At 59.3% G+C, this 25,708-nt stretch carries 26 protein-coding genes, 1 tRNA gene and 1 pseudogene; 10 read left to right on the top strand and 18 right to left on the bottom strand.

Features of this window, described 5'->3' with window-relative positions; all coding sequences use genetic code 11:
* The first annotated feature begins 84 nt into the window (after positions 1-84).
* Complete coding sequence (locus tag E4P01_RS26740) at positions 85-810, top strand: amidotransferase (protein WP_032879891.1); 726 nt, start codon at positions 85-87, stop codon at positions 808-810.
* Here E4P01_RS26740 and E4P01_RS26735 read toward each other — a convergent pair.
* The 3 genes from E4P01_RS26735 to E4P01_RS26725 form a co-directional block, all read right to left on the bottom strand.
* A complete protein-coding gene (locus E4P01_RS26735) occupies positions 807-1,778 on the bottom strand; it encodes a magnesium and cobalt transport protein CorA (protein ID WP_032879893.1) in 972 nt (323 codons plus the stop codon). The two genes, E4P01_RS26740 and E4P01_RS26735, sit on opposite strands and share 4 nt — an antisense overlap.
* 157 nt (positions 1,779-1,935) lie before the next feature.
* Positions 1,936-2,679 (bottom strand): 1-acylglycerol-3-phosphate O-acyltransferase, encoded by a 744-nt coding sequence (locus E4P01_RS26730; RefSeq protein ID WP_103733607.1) that lies wholly within the window; start codon positions 2,677-2,679, stop codon positions 1,936-1,938.
* 212 nt (positions 2,680-2,891) lie between these two features.
* On the bottom strand, positions 2,892-3,584 hold the full coding sequence (locus E4P01_RS26725) for a crotonase/enoyl-CoA hydratase family protein (protein WP_078822076.1): 693 nt from the start codon (positions 3,582-3,584) through the stop codon (positions 2,892-2,894).
* A 321-nt stretch (positions 3,585-3,905) separates the two neighbouring features.
* Between E4P01_RS26725 and E4P01_RS26720 the strand changes: the two genes are divergently transcribed.
* Positions 3,906-3,995: transfer RNA gene (locus tag E4P01_RS26720), tRNA-Ser, on the top strand.
* Between the two features lie 85 nt (positions 3,996-4,080).
* Here E4P01_RS26720 and E4P01_RS26715 read toward each other — a convergent pair.
* Entirely contained in the window at positions 4,081-4,350 is a 270-nt protein-coding gene (locus E4P01_RS26715; protein WP_216091970.1) for a short-chain dehydrogenase, read from the bottom strand.
* Between the two features lie 344 nt (positions 4,351-4,694).
* Here E4P01_RS26715 and E4P01_RS26710 point away from each other — a divergent pair, with 344 nt between their 5' ends.
* Positions 4,695-5,126, top strand: a complete 432-nt coding sequence (locus E4P01_RS26710) for a DUF2442 domain-containing protein (protein WP_216091969.1) — start codon at positions 4,695-4,697, stop codon at positions 5,124-5,126.
* 59 nt (positions 5,127-5,185) lie between these two features.
* On the opposite strand, the gene E4P01_RS26705 is transcribed toward E4P01_RS26710, so the two are convergent.
* The 6 genes and pseudogenes from E4P01_RS26705 to E4P01_RS26680 form a co-directional block, all read right to left on the bottom strand.
* Positions 5,186-6,226: a DMT family transporter gene (locus E4P01_RS26705; protein WP_216091968.1), complete on the bottom strand. Its 1,041-nt coding sequence runs from the start codon at positions 6,224-6,226 to the stop codon at positions 5,186-5,188.
* 69 nt (positions 6,227-6,295) lie between these two features.
* Entirely contained in the window at positions 6,296-6,631 is a 336-nt protein-coding gene (locus E4P01_RS26700; RefSeq protein WP_248130174.1) for a hypothetical protein, read from the bottom strand.
* A 99-nt stretch (positions 6,632-6,730) separates the two neighbouring features.
* Positions 6,731-7,084, bottom strand: coding sequence for a gamma-glutamylcyclotransferase family protein (locus E4P01_RS26695; RefSeq protein WP_078822072.1), 354 nt, complete (start codon positions 7,082-7,084; stop codon positions 6,731-6,733).
* A gap of 9 nt (positions 7,085-7,093) precedes the next feature.
* Positions 7,094-7,477 (bottom strand): DUF2784 domain-containing protein, encoded by a 384-nt coding sequence (locus tag E4P01_RS26690; protein ID WP_078822071.1) that lies wholly within the window; start codon positions 7,475-7,477, stop codon positions 7,094-7,096.
* 50 nt (positions 7,478-7,527) lie between these two features.
* Positions 7,528-7,854, bottom strand: coding sequence for a helix-turn-helix transcriptional regulator (locus tag E4P01_RS26685; RefSeq protein ID WP_078822070.1), 327 nt, complete (start codon positions 7,852-7,854; stop codon positions 7,528-7,530).
* A pseudogene (locus tag E4P01_RS26680) lies at positions 7,838-8,089 on the bottom strand (type II toxin-antitoxin system RelE/ParE family toxin); the annotation flags it as partial. The pseudogene E4P01_RS26680 and the gene E4P01_RS26685, both read right to left, overlap by 17 nt.
* A 226-nt stretch (positions 8,090-8,315) precedes the next feature.
* On the opposite strand from E4P01_RS26680, the gene E4P01_RS26675 reads away from it, so the two are divergent.
* Positions 8,316-9,002, top strand: coding sequence for an HAD-IA family hydrolase (locus E4P01_RS26675; RefSeq protein WP_057014750.1), 687 nt, complete (start codon positions 8,316-8,318; stop codon positions 9,000-9,002).
* Between the two features lie 127 nt (positions 9,003-9,129).
* Here the strand turns inward: E4P01_RS26675 and E4P01_RS26670 are convergent, their stop codons facing one another.
* On the bottom strand, positions 9,130-9,876 hold the full coding sequence (locus E4P01_RS26670; protein ID WP_216091967.1) for a 3-oxoacyl-ACP reductase family protein: 747 nt from the start codon (positions 9,874-9,876) through the stop codon (positions 9,130-9,132).
* Between the two features lie 105 nt (positions 9,877-9,981).
* Between E4P01_RS26670 and E4P01_RS26665 the strand changes: the two genes are divergently transcribed.
* A complete protein-coding gene (locus E4P01_RS26665) occupies positions 9,982-10,905 on the top strand; it encodes a LysR family transcriptional regulator (RefSeq protein WP_216092189.1) in 924 nt (307 codons plus the stop codon).
* A gap of 115 nt (positions 10,906-11,020) precedes the next feature.
* Here the strand turns inward: E4P01_RS26665 and E4P01_RS26660 are convergent, their stop codons facing one another.
* The 3 genes from E4P01_RS26660 to E4P01_RS26650 all read right to left on the bottom strand — a co-directional run bounded on the left by E4P01_RS26660 (position 11,021) and on the right by E4P01_RS26650 (position 14,500).
* A complete protein-coding gene (locus E4P01_RS26660) occupies positions 11,021-11,749 on the bottom strand; it encodes an aspartate/glutamate racemase family protein (protein ID WP_216091966.1) in 729 nt (242 codons plus the stop codon).
* 13 nt (positions 11,750-11,762) lie between these two features.
* Positions 11,763-13,292, bottom strand: coding sequence for an NCS1 family nucleobase:cation symporter-1 (locus E4P01_RS26655; RefSeq protein ID WP_216091965.1), 1,530 nt, complete (start codon positions 13,290-13,292; stop codon positions 11,763-11,765).
* A 473-nt stretch (positions 13,293-13,765) separates the two neighbouring features.
* A complete protein-coding gene (locus E4P01_RS26650; protein WP_032879905.1) occupies positions 13,766-14,500 on the bottom strand; it encodes a phosphoadenylyl-sulfate reductase in 735 nt (244 codons plus the stop codon).
* A 148-nt stretch (positions 14,501-14,648) separates the two neighbouring features.
* Between E4P01_RS26650 and thrH the strand changes: the two genes are divergently transcribed.
* Complete coding sequence (thrH, locus tag E4P01_RS26645; protein WP_005790415.1) at positions 14,649-15,266, top strand: bifunctional phosphoserine phosphatase/homoserine phosphotransferase ThrH; 618 nt, start codon at positions 14,649-14,651, stop codon at positions 15,264-15,266.
* Positions 15,267-15,376: 110 nt separating this feature from the next.
* Here thrH and pabB read toward each other — a convergent pair whose 3' ends face one another.
* From pabB to E4P01_RS26625, 4 genes are all read right to left on the bottom strand, one after another.
* Positions 15,377-16,720 carry an aminodeoxychorismate synthase component I gene (pabB, locus tag E4P01_RS26640; protein ID WP_216091964.1) on the bottom strand — a complete coding sequence of 448 codons (1,344 nt, stop codon included), beginning with the start codon at positions 16,718-16,720 and terminating at the stop codon, positions 15,377-15,379.
* Between the two features lie 101 nt (positions 16,721-16,821).
* Positions 16,822-17,808, bottom strand: a complete 987-nt coding sequence (locus E4P01_RS26635; protein ID WP_005790412.1) for an alpha-L-glutamate ligase-like protein — start codon at positions 17,806-17,808, stop codon at positions 16,822-16,824.
* Entirely contained in the window at positions 17,808-19,340 is a 1,533-nt protein-coding gene (locus E4P01_RS26630) for an inactive transglutaminase family protein (protein WP_216091963.1), read from the bottom strand. The genes E4P01_RS26635 and E4P01_RS26630 overlap by 1 nt, the downstream gene beginning before the upstream one ends.
* 5 nt (positions 19,341-19,345) lie before the next feature.
* Complete coding sequence (locus E4P01_RS26625) at positions 19,346-19,882, bottom strand: ATP-dependent zinc protease (RefSeq protein ID WP_032879908.1); 537 nt, start codon at positions 19,880-19,882, stop codon at positions 19,346-19,348.
* Positions 19,883-20,153: 271 nt separating this feature from the next.
* Between E4P01_RS26625 and E4P01_RS26620 the strand changes: the two genes are divergently transcribed.
* The 4 genes from E4P01_RS26620 (at position 20,154) to acnD (ending at position 25,705) form a co-directional block, all read left to right on the top strand.
* Positions 20,154-20,867 (top strand): GntR family transcriptional regulator, encoded by a 714-nt coding sequence (locus tag E4P01_RS26620; protein ID WP_032879909.1) that lies wholly within the window; start codon positions 20,154-20,156, stop codon positions 20,865-20,867.
* Positions 20,864-21,757 (top strand): methylisocitrate lyase, encoded by an 894-nt coding sequence (prpB, locus tag E4P01_RS26615; RefSeq protein WP_032879910.1) that lies wholly within the window; start codon positions 20,864-20,866, stop codon positions 21,755-21,757. Before E4P01_RS26620 ends, prpB begins: the two co-directional genes overlap by 4 nt.
* A 42-nt stretch (positions 21,758-21,799) precedes the next feature.
* Positions 21,800-22,927 carry a 2-methylcitrate synthase gene (prpC, locus tag E4P01_RS26610; RefSeq protein WP_005790404.1) on the top strand — a complete coding sequence of 376 codons (1,128 nt, stop codon included), beginning with the start codon at positions 21,800-21,802 and terminating at the stop codon, positions 22,925-22,927.
* A gap of 183 nt (positions 22,928-23,110) precedes the next feature.
* Positions 23,111-25,705, top strand: a complete 2,595-nt coding sequence (gene acnD / locus E4P01_RS26605) for a Fe/S-dependent 2-methylisocitrate dehydratase AcnD (RefSeq protein ID WP_216091962.1) — start codon at positions 23,111-23,113, stop codon at positions 25,703-25,705.
* Positions 25,706-25,708: the final 3 nt, after the last annotated feature.

Here is a 25,708-nt window from a genome sequence, read left to right as displayed (position 1 = left end):
TGGGAGGGGAGCTTGCCTTGAGGGTGTATTTCAAGGCAGGCTCTGGGGTGTGCAATATTCCCATCGCCGTGTCAGGTATTTTTTATGTCGCTACGCGTCTGCATCCTGGAAACCGATATCCTGCGTCCAGGCTTGATCGATCAGTACCAAGGTTACGGGCAGATGTTCAAGCGCCTGTTCGCCAAGCAACCGATTGCCGCCGAATTTGTCGTCTACAACGTGGTGCAGGGCGAATACCCGCCGGATGACGAGGTGTTTGACGCGTACCTGATCACCGGCAGCAAGGCCGACTCGTTCGGCACTGACCCCTGGATCCAGACCCTCAAGGCTTATTTGCTCACACGGTACGAGCGTGGCGACAAGTTGCTGGGTGTGTGCTTTGGCCATCAGTTGCTCGCCCTGCTACTGGGCGGCAAGGCCGAGCGTGCCAGCCAGGGTTGGGGCATGGGCACCCACGCCTACAAGCTGGATGCCAAGACGCCATGGATGAGCCCCGAGGTGCCGGAGCTGACGCTATTGATCAGCCACCAGGATCAAGTCACCACGTTGCCGGACAATGCCACGGTCATCGCATCCAGCGAGTTCTGCCCGTTCGCTGCTTACCACATCGGCGATCAGGTGCTGTGCTTCCAGGGTCATCCGGAATTTATCCATGATTATTCCCGCGAGTTGCTGGAGATTCTTCAGACAACCCTGGGTGAGAAGGTCTACACCAACGGCGTGGCCAGCCTGGATCGCGACCACCACGGCGTAACCGTGGCGGAGTGGATGATGCGCTTTGTCGCGCACAAGCCGGATACCGCGGCCTAAAGCCAGCCTGAACGCTTGAAGCTGGCCCACAAACCGCCACAGCCCACAGCGATAAACCCGAGCACCGCAAAATAGCCGTAATGCCATTGCAGCTCGGGCATGTTCTGAAAGTTCATCCCGTAGATCCCCGCCACCGCCGTGGGGAACGCCAGGATCGCCGCCCACGCGGCGAACTTGCGCTGCACCACGCTCTGGCGCGACGCCTCCAGCAACACACCGATCTCGATGGTCTGGCTGGCAATGTCGCGCAAGGTGGTGAGGTCTTCCATCTGCCGGGTGACGTGGATCTGCACGTCGCGGAAATACGGGCGCATGTTTTTGTCGATAAACGGAAAGCTCAGCTTCTGCAACTCTTGGCTGATTTCCACCATCGGCGCCACATGACGCTTGAGCCGCAGCACATCACGACGCAGGCCGTGGAGGTGCTGGATATCTCGCTCATTGAGTGAACTGCACAGCACATTGCGCTCCAGCTCATCGATTTCGGCGTGAATCGCCTCGCTGACCGGCTGGTAGTTCTCGGTGACGAAATCCAGCAGCGCATAGAGTACGAAGTCTTCCCCATGCTCCAGCAACAGCGGCCGCGCCTCACAGCGTTGGCGCACAAAACCGTAGGACGCCGAGTGACCGTTGCGTGCAGTGATGATGTAGCCGTTGCCGGCAAAGATATGGGTTTCGATAAACTCCAGCTTGCCGTTCTCGCGCACCGGTGAGTAGGTGACGATAAACAGCGCGTCACCGAAGGTTTCCAGCTTCGGGCGGCTGTGCTTTTCCATGGCGTCTTCGATGGCCAGTTCATGCAGGTTGAACTGGCGTTGCAGGTTGTTCAACTCCTGGGCGCTGGGCTCTTCCAGGCCGATCCACACAAAGTGTCCGGGTTTGGCGGCCCAGGCCGCGCCTTCATCGAGGGTGATATCCGAGACTTTTTTTCCGGCGCTGTAGACGGCGGCCGCAACAACTCTACCCATGGTGCTGATCACTTCTTATTAAGAGGACAGATATTGGGCAGCTTAGCCTGAATGGCGTTCCGTTGTTGCTGACTGATATTGCCCATTCCCTTGTGGAGCGAGCTTGCTCGCGAAGATCATCAACGATGACGCAGCGCTATCAGATGACCCGCGTCGCTTACACGGTTTTCGCGAGCAAGCTCGCTCCTGCAAGTTCACGGTCCATTGTTTCAATGCATGCGGTCATTTGCGCATGACAGTCCAGCATCAATTGAGGGATGTCATCCACCGTCATGCCAGTTGTAGGAATCGGCGGCAACGACCGTATCAGCACTTCCCCGCTGTTCCAGCGGTTGAGCTGCATCTGCGTTACATAATTGCTGACACACACCTGCACGATAGGCACGCCGGCCGCAATCGCCATATGAAACGCACCTTTCTTGAACGGCAACAGCCCTTTACCCAGGTTGCGCGTACCCTCCGGGAACACCCAGATCGACGTGTCCTTGTGTTGCAAGGTCTGGGTGGTGGTGAGCATGGCGCGTCGGGCCTTGTGCGCATTACCGCGGTCGATCAGCACATTGCCCGCCAGCCAGAACAACTGGCCGAACAGCGGCACCCATTTCAGACTTTTCTTGGCGATACATACGGTGCGGTGCGGCACTACATTGCCAAGTACGAACAGGTCGTAGTTGGACTGGTGGTTGGCGATCACCACACAGGTGCCGGGCTTGTTGCGCAGCGAGTCGACATCCGTCTTCACCTTCAGGCGCAAGATCCACATGGCTGGCAATGCGTAAAGGCGGGCGCAGAGGCGGCTGTTGTCCGGATTGAATGGCCGGCATACCCCTAAAAGTACGCCCAATACCCCTGCGATCATAAAGTGCAGGCCCATCAACAACATACGTAACAGAAAAAGCATCGAAGCGGCCCATTGGGACAAAAGGTGGCGCAGTGTACGGATGTGCACTGTATTCGGCAATTGCCCCTACAGAGGTGGGAGATAGGCGATGTTTAAGCGCATGTTTCCACATATGCCCACAAAGGCCGACTAGAGCGGCTACGGATATGTCGGATTCATTTGTAAGAAAAAGCCCGACACTAGGTCGGGCTCGGGTAAGACGGATATAGGTGTTAACTCAGATTGTGGCCCTGATCCTGGATGATCGCATCATCCAGGGCTTCCAGCAGTGCGCGGCGCACTTTCAACTTGGTGTGCTTGTGGGCATTCATATTGATCTTCTTCAACTGACGTGCCGCTTCCAGGGCGGCTGCGTGCAATTCCTCCGGTGCCACCACCTTATCGAGGAAGCCCGCTTGCAAGGCGCCTTGCGGGTCAAACATCTCGGCATTGATCACCGACCGATGGAACGCCGACTTGCGCAGACGATCCCGCGCCAACTCGATACCGGCGTGGTGCATGGTCATGCCAATCGCGACCTCATTCAAACCAATGCTGAACGGGCCTTCGACGCCGATACGGTAATCGGCCGACAACAACAGGAACGCGCCCTTGGCTACCGCATGGCCCGGGCAAGCCACAATCACCGGGAACGGGTGCGCCAACAAGCGCCGCGCCAGGGTCGAGCCCGACGTCACCAGGCTGATCGCCTCCTTGGGGCCGGCGGTCATCACCTTCAAATCATAACCACCCGACAAAATCCCCGGCGTGCCCGTGATGATCACCACCGCCCGATCCGTCACGGCCTTATCCAGCGCAGCATTGAATTCACTGACCACCGCCGGAGAAATGGCATTCACCTTGCCGTTGCTCAGGGTCAGGGTCGCGATACCGTCTTCGAAGTGGTAGGCAATCAACTCACTCATGACGCGGTTCCTTGTAGGGTTTGTTATAGAGGTAGATGCGCAGACGTTACTCACCACGCCCGCGCTGGTAAAGCGCCGTGACTGACTACCCAGTCAGGCTTTTCCTGCATCCCCAAGGGTAGACGGCCCGCAGCAGGGCGCAGCAACCGTCCCAGACGCCTGCCGCCGGTGCCCGAGAATGGCACAATCATCACCCCTTGCCGGGCGGGGAATGGCATAACCGTCTAACCGCATGAAAATTCTGAAAAAAACCTTTGCCATCAGAAAGGCTTTCGACTACATTAGCGCGCCTCGACAGACTGAACTGGTTTGCCGAGATACGGTGAAGTGTCCGAGTGGCTTAAGGAGCACGCCTGGAAAGTGTGTATACAAGAAATTGTATCGAGAGTTCGAATCTCTCCTTCACCGCCAAATTCGATGTAAACAAAACCCCTGGTTTCGAGAGAAACCAGGGGTTTTGTGGTTTCTAGGGTTTGAAAAGTCCAGCTTTATCAGATCACGCGCTTGGCATATCCATTCGCCTTCCTATGACGTCCAGCAAATCGCAGCCGTCGCGCAAAGAGATGGAACAAAGCAACGCAAAATCACTGAGTACAACCGCATCACTACTGATCTCACCGCGTAGTGCGAGGTTCTCAAGGACTTGTGTAACGGCACGAACTCGATAGGTCGCAGCGTCGAGGAGTATTTCCAATGGCACGGTGGTATCGACAAAAAGGGCAGGTGTGGCGCTGTCGTTGCTGGTGAGGGCTATGTATTGGTTCATGTGTAACTCCACAAGACAAATATAAAAACAATGAGCTCTTTTCACGCTAAACCGCCAAAAATGGCAGCCGCATGAAAATAACGTCGTCTACGTTCCGTCTTGTTTTCGAGTCGCCAAACCCGGCCGCCGTATGGTCGACCGGGTGACTATAGACATTGCGATTTTGAAACGGGAGCCCCACATTTCTGCTAGAAGGGCTTGTTGTGCTCGGCACAGGCGCCGAGAAGAAAGCCTTGAAAGCTGCCCTGCTTTGGGCAAAAGCTCATATCGCTGATCTTAAGCGGGTATGGGATGAACAAAACCGGAGGGACTGACATATAACCAGCAAGCTTCGTATTTCTGCTGTGCAACCAGTTGCCGGCAAGCATGCCTTAGAGATCGAATGGAGCAACGGTAAGCGACACACTGTTGACCTCACCGATCATATAAATACTTTTCCTGTCCTCACACCACTCTTGGATTTGGCGCTATTCAGCCAAGTGGAAGTTGGTGAGTGGGGCTTTGATGTGACATGGGGTAATAACCTAGAACTGTCCGCTGTCACGTTGCACCGTCTGGCGTTGGAGCAATCTGGTGAGGTCATGCTGACCCAGGATTTCAGAAAGTGGATGCTCAGTAACAATTTATCCCTTTCCGCAGCTGCTGTTGAACTGGGCTTTTCTCGTAGGACTATCACCGCGTACAGCAGTGGTGCTGCGCTTATTCCCAAGCATGTCGGGTTGGCATGTAGGGGGTGGGAGTATGAGCATAAAGGTTACACGGGCCACCACGCTTAAACGGGCCTGTTCTCCATCAGGGCGGCCAATAGAGCCGCCCTGATACATCCGCACCGCGCTCAATGCCTATGCCGATGATGCACATCCGGAAAATGCGCATGGCTGTGCTTCATCACCGCATGCACATGCGCATGGCTATGAGGCTGCGCCGGATCCCACTCAAACCCATGCTCATGCTGATGATGCTCATCATGCACATGCCAATGCCCATGTTCCGTTGCCTCATGCACATGCTCATGGGCATGGCGCTCCGTCAGGTGAAGCCACACGCCCGCGGCCATCAGCGCCGAAGCAATCCAGAACGCCACGGTCACCGACTCGCCAAATACCAGCAGCGCCACTGCGGCACCGAGGAAGGGTGCCGTGGAGAAATAAGCCCCGGTGCGCGCACTGCCCAGCCCGCGTAGCGCCAGCACGAACATCACCAGGCTGATGCCATAGCCGAGGAACCCCACCACCAGGATCGGCGCCAATTGCGCCACCCCCGGAATCTGCGCCCCGAGGTAAAGCGCCAAACTGCAATTCACCAGCCCCGCAATCAAACCTTTGGCACCGGCGATAAAGAGCGCGTCAGACGCCGACACCTTGCGCGTCAGGTTGTTATCTATCCCCCAGCACAAACACGCCAGCGCAATGGCGAGCGGCCCGGTCCAGTCCTGGCTGCCGCCGCCGGCGCCTGTCCATGACAACACCACGCCGCCCAGCACAATGGCGACCATGCCGAGCACGATGCGCCGATCTGCGTTTTCTCTGAATACGACCCAGGCGATCACGGCGGTGAGCACTGATTCGAGGTTGAGCATCAAGGAGGCGGTGGCGCCGGCGGTGCGAATCAGGCCGAACATGAGGGCGACGGGGCCTAGGATGCCGCCGAAGGCGATGGCGCCGAGCAGCCAGGGCCATTGCGATGGGGTCAACCCGGTGGGTTTCCAGCCGCGATCACGGATCAGGCGTACGCCGGCAAGGCCAATGCCGCTGCCCAGGTAAAGCAGGCCGGCCAGCAATATAGGTGAGAGGCCCAGGCCAAGGCTTTTGGCGAGCGGAGTGCTGGCGCCGAACAGGGCGGCGGCCACGAGGGCGTAAATGATGCTGAGGTTCATGGGCCATCCTCGAAGGTCAGGCCCATGATACGTCGCTTGCCGGGGTCAGCGCCCTGGCAGTTTCATACTTTATTGCGCGGTTTTCAGCTTGATCACATCACCGGAAATCTTGGTGGTGTAGCCGTTCAATACCCAGGCCCAGAACCACTTTTCTTGCACTTGGGTGTTGATCAGCGCGTCGCCGCCTTTGGCTTTGATGGCTGCATCCTGAGCGCGTACGAAGCGGTTGTTCTGGCCGATTGGGATGACGCCCAACAGCATGATGCCGGTGGCGCTGGCTTCGCTGTGGCCGAGGACGGTGTATTGGCTGGCGTCGTATTGCTGGGTTTTTATGGCGGTGCCGGTGCAACCTGCCAGGGTGAAACCAAGAACGGCTGCTGCAACTACTTTACTGACGTATTTCACGTGTAACTCCATGGACTAGATCTCGAGATTCAATTCTCGGGGGGCGATACTCTAAGCGCTCAGCTGACAGATTGAAATCAATCGGCCAGGGTTTCATGTTCAGGCTTGCACGTACACCCAGGCTGTCAGGCCCGACGCCAATGCCACCAAAACGCGCTTGTAGTCCGACACTTCATAGGCATCGGCTGCCGCGAGTTCCTGTTCGGTTATCTGAAAGACCATGCCTTCAACGCTGCAGCCCTTTTCCGTGGTGGGCGCGACGATGGGGTGGTGGGTCTTGCCGCTGGTGGCCAATACGGCGGGGTCGGTGATCTCTACCCAGCTTTGGGAGTAGCCCAGCATGGCGTCGTGCTGCCCGACGAGTTCGCGACCGAAGTTGGCCAGTTGTACGGCTTTGTCTTGCAGGGTGCCGTAGGAAAACAGCAGTACGGGAAATTCGGTGGAGTGTTCCATGGCGGATCCTTAAAGGTTCAGGCTAGTAGGTCTACGTAGAAGGCGCCGGATAACCAGCCCATACACCGTGACGTTGATCGCCACCACCACCGCGCCCAGCACCAGTTGAATATTTGGGGTCAACCCGGCGGGGTAGATCAGCGTCAGGATGTAGTGCTCGATAAACCCGGCCCCATAACCGTCCTGCCCGGCCAGGTGGCGAAACAGGTTTTCCCAGCGGGTGAGCGGGCAGGGCAGGTGGAGCACCTCCACCGCGATTCCCCAGGCAACGGCGGGCAAGTGCAGCCACATCACCCGTGGCCACTTCAGGGTGAGCAGGCCGCCGAACAGCACGAACAGGATAAAGGTCAGGTGAAACAGCACGAGGCCGTCGGCGGCTAAACGATAAAGCATGCTTGAGCTCAATTTGAGGTGACGGAGGGCGCAAATTTTACGCGGTGACGTTATAGCTCCAGTTGATTGGCATTGATACCAAACGCCTTGGCAATCTTTTCCCGCGTGGCCCGTCGAGGTTTATTGACCGCTTCTTGCTGGGCGAAGGCAGGCTGTGAAATACCCAGGCGCTTGGCGACTTCTTCCTGGGTCAGGTTCAGATGTTCGCGCCAGGCCCGGATAGGTGTCGCGCCATCTACCAGGCGGCTGACTACCGCGTGGGGGATCAGGTTTGGATCGTTTTGCTGAGCTACATAGTGTTCATAAGGAATTACCACGAAGGCTGGCTTGCCCTCCGTATTGTGGATGATCTGTACGGCAGTAGGTTCGCTCGTCACGTTTTTTAACCTCTTGGATGCTGACCACTTCGATGCCGCCGTCCCAGTCGAAAAGTACCCGGTAATTACCTACCCGCAACCGATAGCTGTGAGGATGGTTAACCAGCACCTTGACGTTGATCGCATCGGGCATTCGCTCAAGAGCGGACACGGCATCGCGGACCTGTTGTTGATGGTACGAATGTAACCGAAGCAATTGTTTGACGGATTTTCGCGTCCAGTGGATTGAATTCATTGGAGGTTAATAAGTCTTTTATAAGGTTTGCAAGGGGTATTTTTCTTTGCGAGTCAACCGTAGATCGCTTTGCCTTGATAAACCCTAGACTGCTGCTGTGGGCGTCGGCAGGCAAAACTGTTGCGTGGTATGAATTGCTGATTGGGGGGCACGACAGTTGCTTGCAGGCAACGAGGGCCGTTATTGTGCTGAATCCTTTTAGTCCTTGCCCCAAGGTTGTGTCGTGATGAGTGCACCGCGTACCGCTGTCCCAATCAAGGCCGTGATTTTCGATATGGACGGGTTGTTGCTGGATACCGAAGGCATCTACACCGAAGTCACGCAGATCATCGCCGAGCGCTATGGCCGTACCTATGACTGGGGTATCAAGCAGCACATCATCGGGCGAGGCGCTCAGGATCTGGCCGATTACGTGGTCAAGGCGCTGGATTTGCCGATCACGCCCGCCGAGTTTCTGGAAATTCGCGAACCGCTGATGAGCGAGCGGTTTCCCAAGGCCCTGGGTATGCCGGGCGCCGAAGCGTTGGTGCGGCATCTGAAGGCGCACAATATCCCGATTGCGGTGGGCACCAGTTCATCGCGTAACTCGTTTGGCCACAAGACCACCTTGCACCGCGAATGGTTTGGCCTGTTCGACACCATCGTCACTGCCGACGACCCGGAAGTCGGTGCGGCCAAGCCGGCGCCGGATATCTTCCTCACGGCTGCGCGCCGTCTGGGTGTGGCGCCTGAGGATTGCCTGGTGTTCGAAGATTCGCCGTTCGGCGTGACGGCCGCGAAGGCTGCGCACATGACCGCTATTGCGGTGCCCGATGAGGCCATGGCTGACAGCAAGTACCAGCATGCTGACCAGATTATTCGCAAGCTCGCCGACTTTGATTTGGCCGCCTACGGCTTGCCCCCCATGGCCTGACCCCGCGCGGTCAAAAATGTGGGAGCTGGCTTGCCTGCGAAAGCGGTAGTGCAGTGACAGATGTGGCACTGACACACCGCCTTCGCGGGCAAGCCCGCTCCCACATTTGGTTTGCGGTTTTGCAAAATCAGGCGCTGAAACCACCATCGATGGTCAGGCTGGCGCCCGTGATATACCCGGCTTCCGGCCCGGCCAGATACGCCACAAAGCTGGCAATCTCCTCCACGTGCCCATACCTGCCCACCGCCATCAACCCGATCAAGCTTTCGGCAAACTCACTGTTCGTCGGGTTCATATCGGTATCCACCGGCCCGGGCTGCACGTTGTTGATGGTGATACCCCGTGGCCCCAGATCCCGCGCCAAACCCTTGGTCAACCCTACCAGCGCAGCCTTGCTCATGGCATAAGGCCCGCCACCGCCAAATGGCATACGCTCGGCGTTGGTGCTGCCGATATTGATCACGCGGCCACCTTCGCCCATGTGCCTGGCGGCTTCCTGGGTGGCGATAAATACGCTGCGCACGTTGATTGCCAGGGTCTGGTCGAAGTCCTCCAGCTTGAAGTCTTCCAGCGGCGCGATGGCCAGCACGCCTGCGTTGTTCACCAGGATATCCAGGCGCCCAAACGCATCGACCGTGGCGTTGACGGCATTGCGAATTGCCGTGGCATCGGCGCTGTCGGCTTGAATCGCCAGGGCTTTGCCGCCTTCGCTGATCACGTCGTGCTGCAACGCCTGGGCCTTGGCGGCCGAACTGACGTAGGTAAAGGCGACAGCAGCACCCTGCGCGGCGAGGCGCTTGACGATGGCGGCGCCGATGCCGCGGGAACCGCCTTGAATCAGGGCGACTTTGCCGGTGAGGTTTTGTGTGGTCATGTCGATCTCCAAGTAGTTGATGGGCTGAGTATCGACCTGCCTCCGGCACGCCGGTAGACCGTGATTGCTATAGTCTGTGTAAACCAAAAGTTTAGAGTGGCCGATATGGAGAGCTTTGGCAGTATCGAATGCTTTGTGCGCAGCGCCGAGGGTGGCAGCTTTGCCGAGGCGGCCCGGCACCTGAGCCTGACGCCCGCAGCCGTGGGCAAAAGTGTCGCCAAACTGGAAGCGCGCCTGGGTGTGCGGCTGTTTCAGCGCAGCACTCGGCGGCTTACGTTGACTGAAGCCGGCAAGTTATTTCTGGAAGAGGTCAGCGCCAGCCTCACCACTGTCCAGAATGCCGTGGCCAACCTGGCCAGCGCCGAAGGGCGACCGGTGGGCACGCTCAAGGTCAGCATGGGCACGCTGGTCGGCTGTTTGTATATCGTGCCGCTGCTGGGGGAGTTTCTGAAACGCTACCCCGATATCAGCCCGGATTGGCATTTCGACAATCGCCAGGTCGATCTGATTGGTCAGGGCTTTGACGCGGCCCTTGGCGGCGGCTTTGAGTTGCCCCAAGGCGTCGTGGCACGCAAGCTGACGCCCGCTCACCGCGTGCTGGTGGCATCGCCTGACTATTTGGCGGCACGCCCAGCGGTGTTGCAGCCAGAAGACCTGGAGCACTGCGACGGCATCCTGATTCGCTCACCGCAAACCGGGCGAGTGCGCTCCTGGCAACTGACTCATCGCAATGGCGAGCACGGCCCGCTGAGTCTCAAACCGCGCATGACCATGAGCGACTCGCAGGCCGCCTGCATCTGCGCCGAACAGGGCTTGGGCGTTGCGCTGGTGAGCATGCCGTTTGCCGTACCCTGGCTGGCGAGCGGCAAGTTGCTGCGGGTATTGCCGGACTGGTATGTGAACGACGGCAATATTTGCATCTACTACGCCGAACATAAACTGCTGCCAGGCAAGACTCGGGCGTTTGTGGATTTCATCATCGAGCAGTTTGCCGAGCAGCAGTTAGGCCAAAGATTCAGTGCCATCTAACACCTTGTAGTGATCAAAATGTGGGAGGGGGCTTGCTCCCGATTGTGGTGGGTCAGCTATAGATAAGCTGGCTGATACACCGCTATCGGGAGCAAGCCCCCTCCCACATTTGATCTCAGTGGCCGAACTTGCCGGGCCAACCAATGACTTTTTTGGGTCTTGGCGCCGCATACGTTCTGATTTTGGATGTCGACAACCCCAACCGTACCAACGATTCGGCAATCATCACCGCCGCTGTCACCCCGTCTACCACCGGCACCCCGGTGCGCTGTCGAATCTGCTCATCTAACCCGGCCATGCCGCCGCAGCCCAGGCAAATCACCTCGGCCTTGTCGTCACGAATCGCCAGTTCCGCTTGGCGCACAATGGCCTCCATAGCGGTCAGCGGGTCTGCTTCCAGCTCCAGCACTGCCATGCCGCTGGCGCGCACCGAAGCGCAACGCTGGTAGAGGCCGGCGAGTTTCAGCCGGTCTTCAATCAGCGGCACAGTGCGGTCCAGGGTCGTCACCACCGAGTAGGCGTGCCCCAGGAACATCGCGGTGCTGGCCGCCGCCTCGGTGATATCCACCACCGGCACATTGAGCAGCTCCTGCAGGCCTTCACGGCCATGTTCGCCATAGCCGGCCTGGATCACCGCATCAAAGGGCTGGTCGTAGGCCATTACCCGATCCATCACGGCGATGGCTGCCAGATAGCTTTCAAAATTGCCTTCCACCGATTCTGCGCCGAAGTACGGGGTGAGCCCGACAATCTCGGTGCCCGGTGAAGCCACGGCCCGTGCTTGCTGGGCAATGGTGTCGGTGATGGATTCGGTGGTGTTGACGTTGACCACGAGGATACGCATGGAGAGTCCTTGTTTAATGACTGACGTTATCGACGGCAATGCTTTCGCCGCTGACATCGGCGTAGTGCGGCTGACGCTTGGCGATCAGCAGGTACAGCAACCCTGCGATGCCGGCGCCGAACAGCCAGGAAAACGGTGAAACGCTGGCAAACCCCGGCAACAGCGCCAGCAGGATGGCGATCACCGCCGCAGGAATAAACGCCGCCACGGCGCGCATATTCACCCCCCGGCTGTAGTAATAAACGCCATTGGGGTCTTCGCTATACAGCTGCGGCACGTCCACCCGGCTTTTACGGATCAGCCAGTAATCGACCATGATCACCCCGTACAACGGCCCCAGCAGCGCGCCCAGGCCAGAAAGGAAGTACACAATCACCAGCGGGCTGTTGTAGAGATTCCACGGCAGTATCAGTACCGCCACGAAGGCGCTGATCAACCCGGCGCGGCGAAAGTTCAGGTACTTGGGCGCCAGGTTGCTCAGCACAAAGGCCGGGGCGACGAAGTTGGCCATGATGTTCACCGCCACGGTGACGATCAGAAAGGCCAGGCAACCGAGCACCAGGAAGAAGGTATTGGGGATTGCCGCGATGATTTCGGTCGGGCTCTCGATCACCCGGCCATTGAGCTGGAACTGGCCGCCGCACAGCAGCACGGTAATGGCGGCGAACACCAGGATATTCACCGGCAGGCCCCAGAAATTGCCGACCTGGATGGTCTTGCGGCAGGGCGAAGAGCGGGCGAAGTCGCAAAAGTTGAGGATCAAGGTGCCGTAGATCGCCAGCCACAGCGCGCCACCGGCAAAGATATTGCGCCACATCTCGCCGCCGCTCAGCGGTTCACGGATCGACCAGGCGATATGCCCGCCCGCCTGGAAGTACATCCAGCCGGCCAACGCAGCCACCGTAAGCAAAATCACCGGCCCGGCGAAGCCTTCATAGCGGCGTACCATTTCCATGCCATAGGCGAGGATCACCAACTGCACCAGCCAGATCGCGACAAAACACGCCCAGCCCAGGCTCGACAGGCCCAGGATCGAGTTGTGGTCATAGTCGGCAAAGCCCGGATGAATCGCCGTCAGCAATACACGGAAAACCACCGACGCCAGGTACGTCTGGATACCAAACCAGGCAATCGCAATCACCGCCCGGATCAATGCTGGAATCTGCGCCCCGTGGATACCGAAACTGATGCGGCTGATCACGGGAAACGGCACACCGGTCTTCTGTCCCATGTACCCCGACAAGTTCATGAAGAAGTACACCAGCGCCGCGCCGATCCCCAGGGACAGCAATATTTGCCAGCCGCCCAAGCCCAATGCATATAAGCCGATGGCAAACGAATAGTTGGCGATGTTGTGCACGTCATTGGTCCACAGCGCAAAGATGCTATAGCGCCCCCAGCGTCGGCCCTCGATTTTGGTGGGGGCCAGGTCCTTGTTGTGCAGGCGCGGGCTGAGGACCAGGGGGCCGGGGCTTGCAGCCTCGGGGTGGAGGGTGGAGGAGGGCAGATCCAGCGCGATATTGCTCGAAAGACTTGTACGCATTCCGGCAGGCTCCAGCGCATCGGCAGCAAAGCGGCGGATGGCAAAGTGTATGTAGGTTTTGTATTGATTGTATACAAAGCGTACTTTTCACTAAGCCACATGCGTGCCAGTTTTCGTTATATGAAAAACGGGGATAATTTCTTTTTTATAGTATTTTTAAATAAACTACTGAATTGAAAGCAATATAAATTGACCGTTTGAACAGGTATTTATTTTTGATTGGGAGTAGCGTGATTCGGGGGTGTGGGGACTAGCAGAGATGAATGTTACGTTTTGGTGCGCTCGAATATGAGTTGCACACAAAAATGGCACCGATGGTTACAAGGTTGTGTACATTTTATGCTGCGCACAAAAAAAATGTGGGAGAAGGCTTGCTCCCGATAGCGGTATATCAGTCAGAAAATCTGCAACTGACCCACCGCTACCGGGAGCAAGCCCCCTCCCACATTTTTACCTCACCAGTTTGCCAGGCCTCAGGCCTTGCTGATGATATTCCCCGCATGCAGCCCGCATTCCTTCTGCGTGGCTTCTTCCCACCACCAGCGACCTTCGCGCTCATGCTGGTTCGGCAATACCGGGCGGGTGCAGGGCTCGCAGCCGATGCTGATAAAGCCGCGCTCATGCAGGCTGTTGTAAGGCAACTCCAACATGCGGATGTAACCCCACACCTCTTCGCTGGTCATCTGCGCCAGCGGGTTGAACTTGTACAGGGTACGTTCGGGGGTGGAGAAAGCCGTGTCGATTTCCAGCGCAGCCACCTGGCTGCGGGTGCCGGGGCTCTGGTCGCGGCGCTGGCCGGTGGCCCAGGCACTTACACTTGCGAGCTTGCGGCGCAGCGGTTCGATCTTGCGGATGCCGCAGCATTCGCCATGGCCGTCCTTATAGAAGCTGAACAGGCCCTTTTCCTTGACGAAGGGTTCCAGCTTGCTCTGGTCCGGCGAGATCAGTTCGATGTCGATCTTGTAGAACTCGCGCACCTGCTCGATAAACCGGTAGGTTTCCGGGTGCAGACGGCCAGTGTCGAGGCTGAATACCTTGACGTTCTTGTTCAGCTTCCAGGCCATGTCCACCAGCACCACATCCTCGGCACCGCTGAAGGAAATCCACAGGTCATCGCCGAACTGGCTGAACGCCAGCTTGAGAATATCCTGTGCAGACTTGTTGGCATAAGTCGCGGCGAGTTCAGCGACGTCGAAGGCTTGGTTCATCAGGACGGTTCCTACAGGTCAGTGGCGCTGAGCGCTCTATAGGCGGCGATGGTATCAAAATCTGCCGTGCGTTGCGGCGGCGTGCTTGAGTCGCTAGAGTTCGGCAGTCCTTTTGCCCGCTCAACTAATAAATCCAATGGAGTGTCTTGTGGAAATTGCCTGTCTTGACCTGGAAGGGGTGCTGGTTCCGGAAATCTGGATCGCCTTCGCCGAAAAAACCGGTATTGAATCCCTGCGCGCCACCACACGCGACATTCCCGACTATGACGTGCTGATGCAGCAGCGCCTGCGCATCCTCGACGAGCACGGGCTCAAACTGGCCGATATCCAGGCGGTGATTGCTACGCTCAAACCGTTGGACGGGGCCGTCGAGTTCGTCAACTGGCTGCGCGAACGCTTCCAGGTGGTGATCCTGTCCGACACCTTCTACGAATTCTCCCAACCGCTGATGCGCCAGCTGGGTTTCCCGACCTTGCTGTGCCACCGCTTGATCACTGATGAAAATGATCGGGTGGTAAGCTACCAGTTGCGCCAGAAAGACCCCAAGCGCCAGTCGGTATTGGCGTTCAAAAGCCTCTACTACCGCGTGATCGCTGCCGGTGATTCGTACAACGACACCACCATGCTGGGGGAAGCGGACCGTGGGATTCTGTTCCATGCGCCGGAGAATGTGATTCGCGAATTCCCGCAGTTCCCGGCGGTGCATACGTTTGAAGACTTGAAGAAAGAGTTTATCAAGGCGTCGAATCGGCAGTTGAGCCTGTAAGTTATGCGACGCGACTGATTGCCCCATCGCAGGCAAGCCAGCTCCCACCTTTGATCGCGGCGCGGTCGAAGGTGGGAGGGGGCTTGCCCCCGATAGGGCCGGTACAGGCCCTACAAACTTTCCAAAGTCTGTAACAACACCAGCACCTTCGTCAGCGACTCCTGATACTCAGCCTGCCACTGCGAATCCGCCACAATCCCACCGCCACCCCAGCAACACACCTGCCCGTCCTTGACCAGCAAACTGCGGATGGCAATGGAGCTGTCCATCTCGCCGCGCACGTCCAGGTAGACCAGCGAGCCGCAGTAAAGCCCGCGGCGGGTTGGCTCAAGTTCGTCGATGATCTGCATCGCGCGTATCTTCGGCGCGCCGGTGATGGAGCCGCCGGGGAAGCTGCCGGCGATCAGGTCGAGGGCGTCTTTGTCGTCGGCCAGTACACCGGTGACACTGCTCACCAGGTGGTGCACGTTGGGGTAGCTTTCCAGGCTGAACAGCTCTGGCACTTTCACTGAGCCGATGCGGCAATTGCGACCGAGATCGTTGCGCAGCAGGTCGACGATCATCAGGTTTTCTGCGCGGTCCTTGGGGCTGGCGAGCAACTCGGCGGCGTTGGCGGCATCTTCTGCAGGTGTTACGCCGCGAGGGCGGGTGCCCTTGATCGGGCGGGTCTCGACCTGGCGTTCGCTGATGCGCACAAAGCGTTCCGGTGACAGGCTCAGTACCGCACCGTCATCGGGCAAGCTCTGGAACCCGGAAAACGGCGTGGGGCAGGCTTCGCGCAGGGCGCAATAGGCTGCCCAGGGATCCCCCATGCAGGGTGCGCGAAAGCGCTGGGCAAAGTTGACCTGATAGCAGTCGCCGGCCTGGATGTAATCCTGGATACGCGCGATGGCTTGGCGGTAGGCCTCTGCGGTGAGGTCTGGTGCCATCGGGCCCTGGAGTTTGAACGTCGCAGAGGTGTCGACAGTCCCGTGGCTGAACAGCGCGATCAACCGTTGTCGTTCGCTATCGGCCAGCGTGGGATGAAACACCAGTTGGCTGCTCCGGGCCTGGTGGTCGCTGATCAGCGCCCAGGCGTACAGCCCGAAGCGCGCGTCCGGCAGGTGCAGGTCATCCAACGCCAGGTGCGGCATGGCCTCAAGGTGCCGGCCGAAGTCGTAGCTCAGGTAGCCTATCAAGCCTCCGGCGAACGGCAACTGTAAATCCGCGGGGATTGCGGCTTCACCCAATCGCGTGAGGTTTTCCCGTAAGCGTTGCAGGAAATCACTGCCGCTTTCGTCCGGCCCTACCGTCAATGTCGCTTCGGGCCAGGCACTGAGCAGGTCATACCGGCCGCGCTCAGCCGTCGGCCGGCCGCTGTCGAGCAGTACCGCGCCTGGAGCATGGCGAATCGCCGCAAAATACTCGGCGGGGTTGGCCCGGTAGGGCAATGGGTGTACGGAGCAGGTCAACATGCGGGGTTGGATCAGCCAATGGCGCGGGGGAGGGGGATTGTAGTCCCCTGTAGGATTTGCTCCTAGAGGGGATGTCGGGGATAGACAGTTTGAAGACCGGATCAGCCTTCCACGGGCGGTATATGCCCAAACATCTCCTGCACGAACTTCACCCGCTCTTGCGGGGTTTCCGTCACGCCGGCAGCTTTGAGTTCCTCCAGTCGCGCCTCCACCGCATGGGTGCGCAAGGTCAGCCCGCAGTCATTGGCGATCTGGATATTCAGCCCCGGCCGTGCATTCAATTCAAGGATCAGCGGGCCTTTTTCCTGGTCCAGTACCATGTCCACGCCGATATAGCCCAGTCCGCACAGCTCATAGCAGCCAGCCGCAAGCTGCATGAAACCGTCCCAGTTGGGCAGTTGCACACCATCGACCGCATTGGTGGTGTCAGGGTGCTTGGTGATGATGTTGTTCAGCCAGGTACCGCGCAGGGTCAGGCCGGTGGCAAGGTCGACGCCCACGCCAATCGCGCCCTGGTGCAGGTTGGCCTTGCCGCCGGACTGGCGGGTCGGCAAGCGCAGCATGGCCATCACCGGGTAGCCCATCAGCACGATGATGCGAATATCCGGCACGCCTTCGTAGCTGATGCTCTTGAAGATCTGATCGGGCACCACGCGGTACTCGATCAGCGCCCGGTCGCGGTGGCCACCCAGTGAGTACAGGCCAGTGAGGATGCTGGAAATCTGGTGCTCGATCTCTTCATGGCTGATGATCTTGCCGGACACCGTGCGATAGCGTCCTTCAAACCGGTCGGCCACTACCAGGATGCCATCACCGCCCGCACCCTGGGCCGGCTTGATCACGAAGTCGCTGCGCCCACCGATGATCTCGTCGAGCTTGTCGATTTCCTTCTCGGTGGAGATCACCCCGTACATTTCCGGCACATGAATGCCGGCCGCCAGCGCCCGCTCCTTGGTGATGATCTTGTCATCCACAATCGGGTACAGGCTGCGCTTGTTGTACTTGAGCACGTAGTCGGCGTTACGCCGATTGATGCCCATGATCCCGCGCGCTTCCAGGGCCTTCCAGGTTTTCCAGAAGCCAAACATCAGGAGTCAGCCTTCAGGAATGCCTTGAAACGCACCAGCTCGGTGAGGCGATAGCCGCGATAACGACCCATGGCCAGCATGAAGCCCACCAGAATCAGCAGGATCGCCGGGAAGGTGAACACGAAGTAAACCAACTCCGGCACGCTCATGATGAGGTGGGCCAACGAGGCGGCGAACAGGGTGCCAATCGCCACTTTCAGTGCATGGTTGGCGCCGCGTTCTTCCCAGGTAATCGACAGTCGCTCGATGGTCATCGTCAGGATCACCATCGGGAACAGCGCCACCGACAAGCCACGCTCCAGCCCCAGCTTATGGCTGAACAGGCTGATGGCGGCGATCAGCACCACCACGAAGGTCAGCACCACCGACAGCCTCGGCAGCATCTGCAGTTTCAAATGTTCCAGATACGACCTGAGTGACAGCCCCAGTGCCGTGATGATCGTGAACAGCACAATGCCGAAGCCCAGTTGCGTCTCGCGGAACGCCAGGGCGATCAGCACCGGCGTGAAGGTGCCCAGGGTCTGCAGGCCGATCAGGTTGCGCAGGATCAGAATCACCAGCACGCCAATCGGGATCATCACCATGATCATGAAGGTCTGCTGGGTTTGCAGCGGCAGGCCGTACAGCGAGTATTCGAGGAAGTTGGCGTCGGTGTTTTCGTCGGTCAGCTTGGCCAGGCGAATCGCGTTCATTTCGCTGTTGTTGAGGCTGAAGGTCACCATGGCCTTCTTGCCGCCATCGACCGTGATCAGGTTTTCATCGCCGGTCCACCACAGCAGGCGGTCGGCGGGCAGGCCCTGTTCACCGGTCTCCGGGTTGAAGTACAGCCAGTCGTTGCCGTTGAAGCTGCGCAGCCACAGTTCCGGGGTTTGCGGCTGGTCGGCCACCAGGCGGATGGTGTGGACTTTCTCCACCGGCACATGGGCAATGGACAGCAGCAGCTCGACGATCCTGGCCTTGTGCGGCGTCGACGGGTCGCCGGCCAGCAGCAGCTTCACATTGTCGTCGTTGAGGTTGTTGGTGCGCTTGATGGCTTCGCTGATAAAGGTCTCGACGTCGGCCGAGTGCTGGCGGATCGGCGCCAGCAAGGCTTCGGCGGCGATTTTTTCCGGGCCTTCCACAGCGATGCTGTCGCGGAAGGTCGGGCCTTTGATCTTGACCTTTTCGCCGCTGTAACGCTTGGTCAGCACCAGGCGGTAATACAGGGTCTGGTTGCCCTTGGCCCGGCGCGCTGACCAGGTGACCTTGCGGTTGCCGTCGATGCGGTTGACGCTGACTCCGTAGTTGTTGGAGATAAAGCTTTCATTAAGGCTGACGAAGTCGCGGCTCAGTGGCGGCACGAACATCTGGATCTTGACCGGGTCCTTGGGGTTGGCGACGAACTCGACCTTGGCGTCGATGTTCCACAAGTCGTCGGTGGCATCCTCGGTCACGGGGATCCCCAGCACGAAAATCTGATAGGCGGTGACCGAAATGCCGAGCACCACCAGCAAGGTGATCAGGATTTTCAGGTGCAGGGTCAGAGAGCGCATTCGGTTTACTCGGCGGTATGAGCGTCGGCGACGCAGGCGGGTTTGCCTGCTGCATATTTAAGACTGGGGTCGACCAGCGCATCAAAGCGTTTCAGCGCTTCGGAGCCGATCAGCAGCGGGTATTGGAAACTGCTGCGGTCAGTCAAGTTCACTTCGATGCTGCGTAAAGCAGTGCCCATGCAGATATCCAGGGCAACCACCGGACGGGCGGTGTAGTTCTTGTCCTCATCGGGGTCGTAGTCGCCGGCGCGGCGCTTGATCTTGCTGACGCGGGCCAGGGGCAGTTCGATGGGGTGGGAGTGGGCGGTGTCGATGGCCAGGTAGAAGCGTACCCAGGTTTCGCCGTTGCGCTTGAAGCGCTTGATATCGCGGGCGCTCAACGAGGCGGTCTTGGCGCCGGTGTCGAGCTTGGCCGCGACTTCCAGGTCGATACCGTCCAGCTTGGCGTATTCATTGAGGCCATACACCGTTTTCTCGGCGGTGAAGCCAAGGCTGGGTAGCAACAGTAGGCAAACAAACAGGGGGAAGGGCTTGAGTCTCATAAATCCTGAGGCGGTGCCGTGCGATGTTTAATTCAAGGCGACTGGCATTGCTGCGCAAACTCCCTCGTGCGCCGTTTCATCCAGGGATGTCAGGCAAATACGCCGGGCATTCTAACATGATGCTTTTTTGGCGCCAGCGCTGGCAGGCGGCCATGCCTTGGATTGGTTAATCAGGCGTATTAGACGATTGTCGACAATGTGTATTTATTCTTTGACTGTTAAGGGGTAATTGGCTAGTTTTTGCGGCATTGCTTTTGAAGGTGTCGACAATATGCTGGGTCAGGCGGAAATTCCGATAGCGGCGTCAGACGATTCCCAAACCATGTCCGAGAACGTTTTTCGGCGTATCCAGGCCGCCATCGTCAAAGGTGAAATCGCCCCCGGCAGCAAGATTTCCGAGCCGGAACTGGCGCGTACCTACGGCATCAGCCGCGGCCCGCTGCGCGAGGCGATCCACCGCCTGGAAGGCCAGCGCCTGCTGGTGCGCGTGCCCCACGTCGGCGCACGGGTTGTGTCCTTGAGCCACGCCGAGCTGATCGAACTCTATGAGATCCGCGAGTCCCTGGAAGGCATGGCCTGCCGCCTCGCTGCCGAGCGCATGACCGACGCAGAAATCGAAGAGCTGCGCCAGGTATTGCACACCCATGAGCGCGATGCCGCGTTCCAGGCCGGTGTTGGCTACTACCAGCAGGAAGGCGACTTCGACTTTCATTACCGGATCATCCAGGGCGCCGGTAACCGCACCCTGACCCAAATGCTCTGCGGCGAGCTGTACCAACTGGTGCGCATGTACCGCATCCAGTTTTCCGCCACTCCCAATCGTCCACGCCAGGCCTTTGCCGAACACCACCGCATTCTCGACGCGATTGCCGATCGCGATGGTGAATTGGCCGAACTGTTGATGCGCCGGCATATCGGCGCCTCTAAACGCAACATCGCCCGTCACTTCCCGGACGGTGCTCCTTCATCACGAGGTGAGTCATGAGTTCCCATAACAACAGCACTCCCGGCCAGCGTTTCCGTGACGCAGTCGCCAGCGAACAGCCTTTGCAAGTTGTTGGTGCAATCAATGCCAACCACGCGTTGCTGGCCAAGCGCGCCGGCTTCAAGGCTATTTACCTGTCGGGTGGCGGTGTCGCCGCCGGCTCGCTCGGCGTGCCGGACCTGGGTATTACCGGGTTGGATGATGTACTCACCGACGTGCGCCGCATTACCGACGTCTGCGACCTGCCGCTGCTGGTGGACGTGGACACCGGTTTTGGCTCCTCGGCGTTCAATGTGGCGCGCACCGTCAAGTCGATGATCAAGTTCGGCGCCGCCGCCATCCATATCGAAGACCAGGTCGGCGCCAAGCGCTGCGGGCATCGCCCCAATAAAGAGATCGTGTCGCAGCAGGAAATGGTCGACCGCATCAAGGCTGCCGTGGATGCGCGTACCGATGACAGCTTCGTGATCATGGCGCGCACCGACGCCCTGGCGGTCGAGGGCCTGGAGTCTGCCCTTGAACGTGCCGCCGCGTGTATCGAAGCCGGTGCCGACATGGTCTTCCCGGAAGCCATCACCGAGCTCGAGATGTACAAGCTGTTCGCTTCCCGCGTAAAGGCGCCGATCCTGGCTAACATTACCGAGTTCGGCGCGACGCCGCTGTACACCACCGAACAGTTGAAATCTGCGGATGTTTCCATTGTGCTGTACCCGCTCTCGGCCTTCCGTGCCATGAACAAGGCCGCCGAGAACGTCTACACCGCGATCCGTCGCGACGGCACCCAACAGAACGTGATCGACACCATGCAAACGCGCATGGAGCTCTACGATCGCATCGACTACCACACCTTCGAGCAGAAGCTCGACGCGCTGTTTGCCGCGAAAAAATAATGCGGTGCGCCTCCCTAATAAATTCAAGATTGGAGAACGAACATGGCTGAAGCAAAAGTATTGAGTGGCGCCGGCCTGCGTGGCCAGGTTGCCGGGCAGACCGCACTGTCGACCGTGGGCCAGGCCGGGGCTGGCTTGACCTATCGTGGCTACGATGTGCGTGAACTGGCCGCCGATGCGCAGTTTGAAGAAGTCGCCTACCTGTTGCTGTACGGCGAGTTGCCGACCAAGACCGAACTGGCCGCCTACAGCGCCAAGCTGAGCAAACTGCGTGACTTGCCCCAGGCATTGAAAGAAGTGCTCGAACGCATCCCCGCCGACGCCCACCCGATGGACGTGATGCGCACCGGTTGCTCGTTTTTGGGCAATATCGAGCCGGAAAAAGATTTCAGCGTACAGCGCGATGTCACTGACCGCCTGCTTGCCGCATTCCCGGCGATCATGTGCTACTGGTACCGCTTCAGCCACGACGGCAAGCGCATCGACTGCGTGACCGACGAGCCGAGTATCGGCGGCCACTTCCTGCACCTGCTGCACGGCAAGAAACCCAGCGAGCTGCACGTCAAAGTCATGAATGTGTCGCTGATTCTCTACGCCGAGCACGAATTCAACGCCTCGACCTTCACTGCCCGGGTGTGCGCCTCGACCCTGTCTGACCTGTATTCCTGCGTCACTGCCGCCATCGGTTCCCTGCGCGGCCCGCTGCACGGCGGGGCCAACGAAGCGGCGATGGAAATGATCGAGCGCTTTTCCTCGGCCGAAGAAGCGGTCGAAGGCACGCTTGGCATGTTGGCGCGCAAGGACAAGATCATGGGCTTCGGCCACGCGATCTATAAAGACAGCGACCCGCGTAATGAAGTGATCAAGGGCTGGTCGAAAAAACTCGCTGATGAAGTGGGCGACACGGTGTTGTTCCCGGTGTCTGAAGCCATCGACAAGACCATGTGGGAACAGAAGAAGTTGTTCCCCAACGCCGACTTCTACCATGCCTCGGCTTACCACTTCATGGGCATCCCGACCAAGCTGTTCACACCGATCTTCGTGTGCTCGCGCCTGACTGGCTGGGCCGCGCACGTGTTCGAACAGCGCGCCAACAACCGCATCATCCGTCCAAGCGCCGAGTACATCGGCGTTGAGCAGCGCAAGTTCGTGCCAATCGAACGTCGCTGAATGGGATGGGCTGTGTTCGCTGGCTAATGTGCTTTTTTGTGGGAGCTGGCTTGCCTGCGATTGCATCACTGCGGTGTGACAGGTACACCAAGGTGATGCCATCGCAGGCAAGCCAGCTCCCACAGGAAACAAAGCCAGTGTCGACAGTTCACCTTTCGAACTTACCGTGACCGAGTCCTGACGATGAACACTGAATTTCGCAAACCGCTCCCCGGCAGCCGCCTGGATTTCTTCGACGCCCGTGCGGCTGTCGAAGCAATCACCCCCGGCGCCTACGCCACCTTGCCTTACACCTCGCGCGTGCTTGCCGAAAACCTGGTACGCCGTTGCGACCCGGCCACCCTCAATGCGTCTCTGGGTCAGTTGATCGACCGCAAGCGCGATCTCGACTTCCCGTGGTTCCCGGCCCGCGTGGTATGCCATGACATCCTCGGCCAGACTGCGCTGGTGGACCTCGCCGGCCTGCGCGATGCCATCGCCCTGCAAGGCGGCGACCCGGCGCAGGTCAACCCGGTGGTGCCGACCCAACTGATCGTCGACCACTCCCTGGCTGTCGAGGCTGGCGGTTTTGACCCACAGGCGTTCGAGAAAAACCGCGCCATTGAAGACCGTCGCAATGAAGACCGCTTCCACTTTATCGAGTGGACCAAAAAAGCCTTCAAGAACGTCGATGTCATCCCGCCGGGCAACGGCATCATGCACCAGATCAACCTGGAGAAAATGTCGCCGGTGATTCAGGTCCGTGACGGCGTAGCCTTCCCGGATACCTGCGTCGGTACTGACAGTCATACTCCCCACGTCGATGCCCTGGGCGTGATCGCCATTGGCGTCGGCGGCCTGGAGGCCGAGAGCGTGATGCTCGGCCGTGCGTCGTGGATGCGCCTGCCGGAAAGCGTCGGCGTGGAACTGACCGGCAAGCTGCAACCGGGCATCACCGCCACCGATATGGTGCTGGCACTCACCGAGTTCCTGCGCCAGCAGAAAGTGGTCGGCGCCTGGCTGGAGTTCTTCGGCGAAGGGGCTAGTGCACTGACCCTGGGTGACCGTGCGACCATCTCCAACATGGCTCCTGAATACGGCGCCACCGCAGCGATGTTCTATATCGATCAGCAGACCATCGCCTACCTCAAACTCACTGGCCGAGAAGACGAACAAGTCGCCCTGGTCGAACAGTACGCGCGCCACACCGGTCTGTGGGCCGACGACCTCAAGGGGGCTCAGTACGAGCGTGGCCTGACCTTCGACCTGTCCAGCGTCGTGCGCAACATGGCCGGGCCCAGCAACCCACACGCCCGTGTTGCCACCCGCGACCTGGCGTCCAAAGGCATCAGCGGCCAATGGGACGAAGTGCCAGGGCAAATGCCCGACGGGGCGGTGATCATTGCGGCCATCACCAGTTGCACCAACACCAGTAACCCGCGCAACGTCATCGCGGCGGGGCTTCTGGCACGTAACGCCAACAAGCTCGGCTTGGCCCGCAAGCCGTGGGTCAAGTCGTCGCTGGCGCCGGGCTCGAAAACCGTGGCCATGTACCTGGAAGAGGCCGGCCTGGGCCATGAGCTGGAAAAGCTCGGTTTCGGCGTGGTGGCCTTTGCTTGCACCACCTGCAACGGTATGTCCGGCGCGCTCGACCCGGTGATCCAGCAGGAAATCATCGACCGCGACCTGTACGCCACCGCCGTGTTGTCGGGCAACCGCAACTTCGACGGGCGCATTCACCCTTACGCCAAGCAAGCCTTCCTGGCTTCGCCGCCGCTGGTGGTGGCCTATGCGATTGCCGGCACCATCCGTTTCGATATCGAGAAGGACGTGCTCGGCCTGGATGCCGACGGCAAGGAAATTCGCCTGCAGGATATCTGGCCGAGCGACGAAGAGATCGACGCGGTGGTCAAAGCATCGGTCAAGCCCGAGCAGTTCCGTGCGGTGTACATCCCCATGTTCGCGATTCACGAAGACACCGGCCCCAAAGTCACCCCGCTGTATGACTGGCGCCCGCAGAGCACCTACATCCGTCGCCCGCCGTACTGGGAAGGCGCGCTGGCCGGCGCGCGGCCGCTCAAGGGTATGCGCCCGCTGGCGGTGCTGCCGGACAACATCACCACCGACCACCTGTCGCCGTCCAACGCGATCATGCCGGGCAGTGCCGCCGGGGAATACCTGGCGAAGATGGGCTTGCCGGAAGTCGACTTCAACTCCTACGCGACCCATCGCGGTGACCATCTGACGGCGCAGCGCGCCACCTTCGCCAACCCGAAACTGTTCAACGAAATGGTGCAGGAAAACGGCAAGGTCAAGCAGGGCTCGCTGGCGCGAATCGAGCCGGAAGGCAAGGTCACGCGGATGTGGGAAGCGATTGAAACCTACATGGAGCGCAAGCAACCGCTGATCATCATCGCCGGTGCCGACTACGGCCAGGGCTCGTCCCGCGACTGGGCCGCCAAGGGCGTGCGCCTGGCCGGTGTGGAAGCGATTGCCGCCGAAGGCTTCGAGCGCATTCACCGCACCAACCTGGTGGGCATGGGCGTGTTGCCGCTGGAATTCCTGCCGGGCACCGACCGCCACACCCTCAAGATCGACGGCAGTGAAACCTATGACGTGATCGGCGAGCGCACCCCGCGCGCGCAACTGACCCTGGTGATCAACCGCAGGAATGGTGAACGTGTCGAGGTGCCGGTGACTTGCCGCCTGGATACCGCCGAAGAAGTGTCGATCTACGAGGCGGGCGGCGTGTTGCAACGTTTTGCCCAGGATTTCCTGGAATCGGCGGCCACCGCCTGAAGA

The organism is Pseudomonas sp. NCIMB 10586, assembly GCF_023127895.1.
GTDB lineage: Bacteria > Pseudomonadota > Gammaproteobacteria > Pseudomonadales > Pseudomonadaceae > Aquipseudomonas > Aquipseudomonas synxantha_A.
Note: the sequence above shows the minus strand (reverse complement) of the source record. Positions and strands in the feature narration are given on the sequence as shown.

What these genes read in the sequence shown, in the direction of transcription:
- prpB (WP_032879910.1), top strand. Translation starts at nt 20,864, where the DNA reads ATGAGTTCCCATAACAACAGCACTCCCGGCCAGCGTTTCCGTGACGCA.
- E4P01_RS26670 (WP_216091967.1), bottom strand. Translation starts at nt 9,876, where the DNA reads ATGACCACACAAAACCTCACCGGCAAAGTCGCCCTGATTCAAGGCGGT.
- acnD (WP_216091962.1), top strand. Translation starts at nt 23,111, where the DNA reads ATGAACACTGAATTTCGCAAACCGCTCCCCGGCAGCCGCCTGGATTTC.
- E4P01_RS26660 (WP_216091966.1), bottom strand. Translation starts at nt 11,749, where the DNA reads ATGCGTATCCTCGTGGTCAACGTCAACACCACCGAATCCATCACCGAC.
- E4P01_RS26655 (WP_216091965.1), bottom strand. Translation starts at nt 13,292, where the DNA reads ATGCGTACAAGTCTTTCGAGCAATATCGCGCTGGATCTGCCCTCCTCC.
- E4P01_RS26635 (WP_005790412.1), bottom strand. Translation starts at nt 17,808, where the DNA reads ATGTTTGGCTTCTGGAAAACCTGGAAGGCCCTGGAAGCGCGCGGGATC.
- E4P01_RS26725 (WP_078822076.1), bottom strand. Translation starts at nt 3,584, where the DNA reads ATGAGTGAGTTGATTGCCTACCACTTCGAAGACGGTATCGCGACCCTG.
- E4P01_RS26740 (WP_032879891.1), top strand. Translation starts at nt 85, where the DNA reads ATGTCGCTACGCGTCTGCATCCTGGAAACCGATATCCTGCGTCCAGGC.
- E4P01_RS26735 (WP_032879893.1), bottom strand. Translation starts at nt 1,778, where the DNA reads ATGGGTAGAGTTGTTGCGGCCGCCGTCTACAGCGCCGGAAAAAAAGTC.
- E4P01_RS26625 (WP_032879908.1), bottom strand. Translation starts at nt 19,882, where the DNA reads ATGAGACTCAAGCCCTTCCCCCTGTTTGTTTGCCTACTGTTGCTACCC.
- E4P01_RS26620 (WP_032879909.1), top strand. Translation starts at nt 20,154, where the DNA reads ATGCTGGGTCAGGCGGAAATTCCGATAGCGGCGTCAGACGATTCCCAA.
- E4P01_RS26695 (WP_078822072.1), bottom strand. Translation starts at nt 7,084, where the DNA reads ATGGAACACTCCACCGAATTTCCCGTACTGCTGTTTTCCTACGGCACC.
- E4P01_RS26690 (WP_078822071.1), bottom strand. Translation starts at nt 7,477, where the DNA reads ATGCTTTATCGTTTAGCCGCCGACGGCCTCGTGCTGTTTCACCTGACC.
- E4P01_RS26715 (WP_216091970.1), bottom strand. Translation starts at nt 4,350, where the DNA reads ATGAACCAATACATAGCCCTCACCAGCAACGACAGCGCCACACCTGCC.
- E4P01_RS26630 (WP_216091963.1), bottom strand. Translation starts at nt 19,340, where the DNA reads ATGCGCTCTCTGACCCTGCACCTGAAAATCCTGATCACCTTGCTGGTG.
- E4P01_RS26705 (WP_216091968.1), bottom strand. Translation starts at nt 6,226, where the DNA reads ATGAACCTCAGCATCATTTACGCCCTCGTGGCCGCCGCCCTGTTCGGC.
- prpC (WP_005790404.1), top strand. Translation starts at nt 21,800, where the DNA reads ATGGCTGAAGCAAAAGTATTGAGTGGCGCCGGCCTGCGTGGCCAGGTT.
- E4P01_RS26730 (WP_103733607.1), bottom strand. Translation starts at nt 2,679, where the DNA reads ATGCTTTTTCTGTTACGTATGTTGTTGATGGGCCTGCACTTTATGATC.
- pabB (WP_216091964.1), bottom strand. Translation starts at nt 16,720, where the DNA reads ATGTTGACCTGCTCCGTACACCCATTGCCCTACCGGGCCAACCCCGCC.
- E4P01_RS26675 (WP_057014750.1), top strand. Translation starts at nt 8,316, where the DNA reads ATGAGTGCACCGCGTACCGCTGTCCCAATCAAGGCCGTGATTTTCGAT.
- E4P01_RS26650 (WP_032879905.1), bottom strand. Translation starts at nt 14,500, where the DNA reads ATGAACCAAGCCTTCGACGTCGCTGAACTCGCCGCGACTTATGCCAAC.
- E4P01_RS26665 (WP_216092189.1), top strand. Translation starts at nt 9,982, where the DNA reads ATGGAGAGCTTTGGCAGTATCGAATGCTTTGTGCGCAGCGCCGAGGGT.